Origin of the sequence: Apilactobacillus sp. (genome assembly GCF_025290035.1) — a bacterium.
Lineage (GTDB): Bacteria > Bacillota > Bacilli > Lactobacillales > Lactobacillaceae > Apilactobacillus.
The window spans coordinates 1-4,381 of the sequence record NZ_JAMBKT010000038.1 but is presented as its reverse complement, the minus strand read 5'-3'; the positions used below and the strand labels follow the sequence as shown (position 1 = coordinate 4,381).

Below are 4,381 nucleotides of genomic sequence, written 5' to 3'. Positions count from 1 at the left end.
CAACAGTACCCTTCTTAGCAATAATTTCACCAGTATCTGGGTCAGCTAAAGTTTCAGCAAGGGTTAATCCAAGTAAACGAGTCTTTAAGCTCAACTTGTTGTTGGTCTTGTATCTACCAACTGGAGCCATGTCGTAACGTTTTGGATCAAAAAATCTAGTAGTTAATAGGCTACGAGAAGAGTCAGCAGTCTTAGGTTCACCAGGACGTAGACGTTCGTAGATGTCTTTTAGGGCTTCTTCAACACGTGAATCAGTTGTATCTTTGTGAACATCCTTTTCAAGAGTTAATGAAAGGCTGTCATTGCTACCTAAAATTTGAGTAATTTCATCGTCAGAGCCAAAACCTAAAGCACGTACTAATTCAGTAATTGGTAGCTTTCTAGTTCTATCAATACGTACGTAAGATAAGTTCTTTGCATCAGTTTCGAATTCCATCCATGCACCACGGTTAGGAATTACAGTAGTACCGTAACTGATACGGCCGTTCTTGTCTTCTTCTTTATGGAAGAAAACACCAGGAGAACGAACTAATTGTGAAACAATTACACGTTCTGCCCCATTGATAATAAAAGTACCTTGATCTGTCATTAATGGAAAATCACCAAAGAAAACATCTTGGGTCTTGATTTCACCAGTTTCATGATTAGTCAATTTTAATGTGATATGAAGTGGAGCTGAGTAGTTAGCCTCATGATCTCTTGCTTCATTAACAGTGTACTTAGGTTCTAATAGTTGGTAATCAACGAATTCTAAGGATAGTTTTCCTTGGAAATCATCAATTGGCATAATGCTGTTAAACATTTCACGCAAACCTTCATCTAAGAACCACTTGTATGAATCGGTTTGAATTTCAATTAAATTAGGTAAATCAAGAACTTCCTTGATTTGTGAGTAACTTCTACGAATACGGTGTTTACCATATTTAACTAAATGTCCTGCCAAGTTCTTCACCCCTCCAAAAAATTCTATGAAAATGAAATATTACAATTGTGTTACAATTGTACTTTTTTACTGATTTTTTCTAAAAATGAGCAAAAAAAAACCAAAACAAGCAATCTCGATTGACGCTTATTTTTGGTTGATATAGGCGCATCTGACGGACAATAGATCGCCGACACGCATTTCATTTCATAGTTATATACTCAGTATGATACTCTAAAAGAATAGTTAAGTCAATGCTTTGCATATAAAAAAGAGAGGGCTAAATCCTCTCTTTTTTATGCGTGAACAGTTTCTTTTTTCGTAACTGTAATTTTTCCTTTGGAAGCTCCGATTGAAACTTCATCCCCTGGTTTAATTGAACCAGCAAGAATTTCTTCAGAAATTTTATCTTCAACATCATTTTGAAGCGCTCTTCTAATTGGACGCGCACCATATTCAGGATTAAAGCCATTCTTAGCAATCAATTCAATTGCAGCCGGCGTCATCTTGATGTTGATACCTAAATCATGAACTCTCTTCAACAAGTCGTTTGTCATTAACTTAACGATTTCTTGAACTTGTTTTTGGTTTAGTTCATGGAAAATAATTGTTTCATCAATTCGGTTTAAGAATTCTGGTCTGAAGAAACGTTTCATTTGTTCTTCAACAGTCTTCTTCATTAGCTTGTAGCTTTCATCGTCTTTATCTAATTCAGCACCGAAACCAACTGTCTTCTTATCACGAAGTGCGGCAGCACCTAAGTTAGAAGTCATAATTAGCACAGTGTTTCTGAAGTCAACGTGGCGACCCTTGGAATCAGTTAGGTATCCATCATCTAGCACTTGTAATAGCAAGTTGAAGACATCTGGATGGGCCTTTTCTACTTCATCAAATAAAACAACTGAGTATGGGTGTTGTCTTACCTTTTCAGTTAATTGGCCACCTTCTTCGTATCCAACGTATCCAGGAGCTGAACCAACCATTCGAGAAGCTGATTCCTTTTGCATGTATTCTGACATATCAATTCTGATAATATCGTCTTTTGAACCAAACATTTCTTCAGCTAAATCCTTAGCCAATTCAGTCTTACCAACACCCGTTGGTCCTAAGAAGATAAATGAACCAATTGGACGGTTAGGATCTTTAATTCCACTTCTTGCACGTCTGATTGCTCTAGATACTGCAGAGACAGCTTCGTTTTGACCAATAATCTTCTTATGCAAAATGCTTTCTAGGTTGACTAAACGCTTACTATCAGTCTTAGTCATCTTAGTAACAGGTACACCAGTCCATTCAGATACAACTTTAGCAACATCTTCACCAGTTTCTGAAATATTGTACTTGTGTTCTTTTTGGTCTTTTTCACGTTGGCTTGCAATCTTATCGCGTTTTTCAGCCAATTCTTTTTGTGCTGCTTGTTCTTTTTCTCTTAAACTAACAGCATCTTCAAAACGTTGTTCTTCAATAGCACTTTCTAGTGCCTTACTGTAATCAGCGATTTGGTTTTGTAATTCATCCAATGGATCTTCATCGTCTAAATTATCAATCCTAATCATCGATGCTGCTTCATCCATCAAATCAATCGCCTTATCAGGTAAGAAACGGTTACTAATGTAGCGAGATGATAAATCAACCGCTTGTTCAATGGCTTCATCAGTAATCTTAACTTGATGATGAGTTTCATACTTAGGACGAATTCCCTTTAGAATTTGAATTGCTTCATCTCTAGTTGGTTCTTCCACAGAAACAGTGGCGAAACGACGAGCTAAAGCGCCATCTTTTTCAATGTACTTTTGATATTCGTTCAATGTAGTGGCACCGATAGTTTGTAAGTCGCCTCGAGCTAATGCTGGTTTTAAAATGTTAGAAGCATCAATGGCTCCTTCAGCACCACCAGCGCCCATTAAGGTGTGTAATTCATCGATGAACAAAATGACGTTACCCACTGATTTAATTTCGCTGATAATCTTCATTAAACGTTTTTCGAATTCACCACGATACTTAGTTCCAGCAACTAAAGTTCCCATTTCAAGCATCATGACACGTTTGCTTTCCATATCTTCTGGTACTTGGCGGTTAGCAATCTTTAGCGCTAATCCTTCCACAACAGCAGTCTTACCAACCCCTGCTTCACCAACTAACACAGGGTTATTCTTAGTACGACGACTTAGAATTTGGACGACACGTTTGATAACGTCATCTCGACCAATTGTAGGATCGATTAACCCATCTTTAGCAGCCTTAGTTAAGTCGGTTGCTAATGAATCCAATGTTGGTGTAGTTCCGTTAGCCACTGATGGTTTGCCACCTGGCAATGGAATATTTTTCGCATTTGGGTTTGAATTTGGGTTTGATGAAAAGCCCATCTTACGTAATAGCACTTTTTTAATAAAGTTCATGTCTCTTACGTTCATGCTTTCCAAAATTCTAGTAGCGACAGTTTCTGGTGTATCTAAAATGGCGATTAATAAGTGTTCAGTCCCAATTCTAGCAGCACCATATTTCTTTGAAACTTGACCTGCAATAGTTAGCATTTGTTCTGTCTTTGGTGAATATGGCAAGTATGAATCTTGATCGTATTGATCTAGGTTACCATAACCAACTAAAATTTCGATTTCACCCTTGATATCTTCTTCATTAATATCGCATTGTTTTAATGCCGACTTTGCGATTCCGTTAGTTTCCATCGCTAAAGCTAGTAATAAATGTTCAGTTCCGATAGCCTGATGACCAAAAATTTTGGCTTGTTCTTGCGCTATAATTAAAACGTTTTTTGCACTAGGAGTAAAAATGTTATCCATGTTATGCCTCACTTTCTAGCTCTTGTATCTTAAATGATCTAAAATGGCGATCATTATGTTTGCTCTAATCTGATTTTCAAGTAATGTGTTACCGATTGCTAGAGTTTGTTTAGTTATAGATGCTAACACTAAATCAGCTTCATTGTCAGTAATTAGCTCATTTACTACTAAAGTATTTATTACTGCTTTAGCTTCCCTTTGAGTTAGGTCAGTGCCAATTGCATCTATTAACGTGTCTAGAATTTCAATATTATCTAATAATTTCACTTTTTCAATGCGGATGTAACCCCCGCCACCTCGTTTACTTTCTACGACGTATCCATTTTGGATAGTAAAACGAGTCTTAATCACATAATTAATCTGTGATGGTACAACATCAAAGTGACTGGCAATATCAGATCTACTAATCTCAACACGTTCATCTTCAGCAATCATTTCCTTTAGATATCTTTCGATAATATCGGAAATGTTTTTTCCTTGCATGTTACCACCCCCAATTCTTTGACTAATCTTGACTATAATTATACGGAATTATAGTTGAAATGCAAAGATTTTTACCGAAAATAAAAAGAGAAAATGAATTAACATTTTCTCTTTTTTATCTATATTATCGGGAAGACAGGATTCGAACCTGCGACCCCCTGGTCCCAAACCAGGT

Annotated in this window: 2 protein-coding genes and 1 pseudogene; all 3 read right to left on the bottom strand. The window is 36.8% G+C overall.

Features of this window, described 5'->3' with window-relative positions:
- Window positions 1–952: pseudogene (locus tag M3005_RS05900) on the bottom strand (DNA-directed RNA polymerase subunit beta); the annotation flags it as partial.
- A gap of 266 nt (window positions 953–1,218) precedes the next feature.
- Window positions 1,219–3,723 carry an ATP-dependent Clp protease ATP-binding subunit gene (locus tag M3005_RS05895; protein ID WP_293794535.1) on the bottom strand — a complete coding sequence of 835 codons (2,505 nt, stop codon included), beginning with the start codon at window positions 3,721–3,723 and terminating at the stop codon, window positions 1,219–1,221.
- Between the two features lie 15 nt (window positions 3,724–3,738).
- On the bottom strand, window positions 3,739–4,206 hold the full coding sequence (locus tag M3005_RS05890; protein WP_293794534.1) for a CtsR family transcriptional regulator: 468 nt from the start codon (window positions 4,204–4,206) through the stop codon (window positions 3,739–3,741).
- Window positions 4,207–4,381: the final 175 nt, after the last annotated feature.

Coding starts and splice junctions, on each gene's coding strand:
- M3005_RS05895 (WP_293794535.1), bottom strand. CDS start 3,723: ATGGATAACATTTTTACTCCTAGTGCAAAAAACGTTTTAATTATAGCG.
- M3005_RS05890 (WP_293794534.1), bottom strand. CDS start 4,206: ATGCAAGGAAAAAACATTTCCGATATTATCGAAAGATATCTAAAGGAA.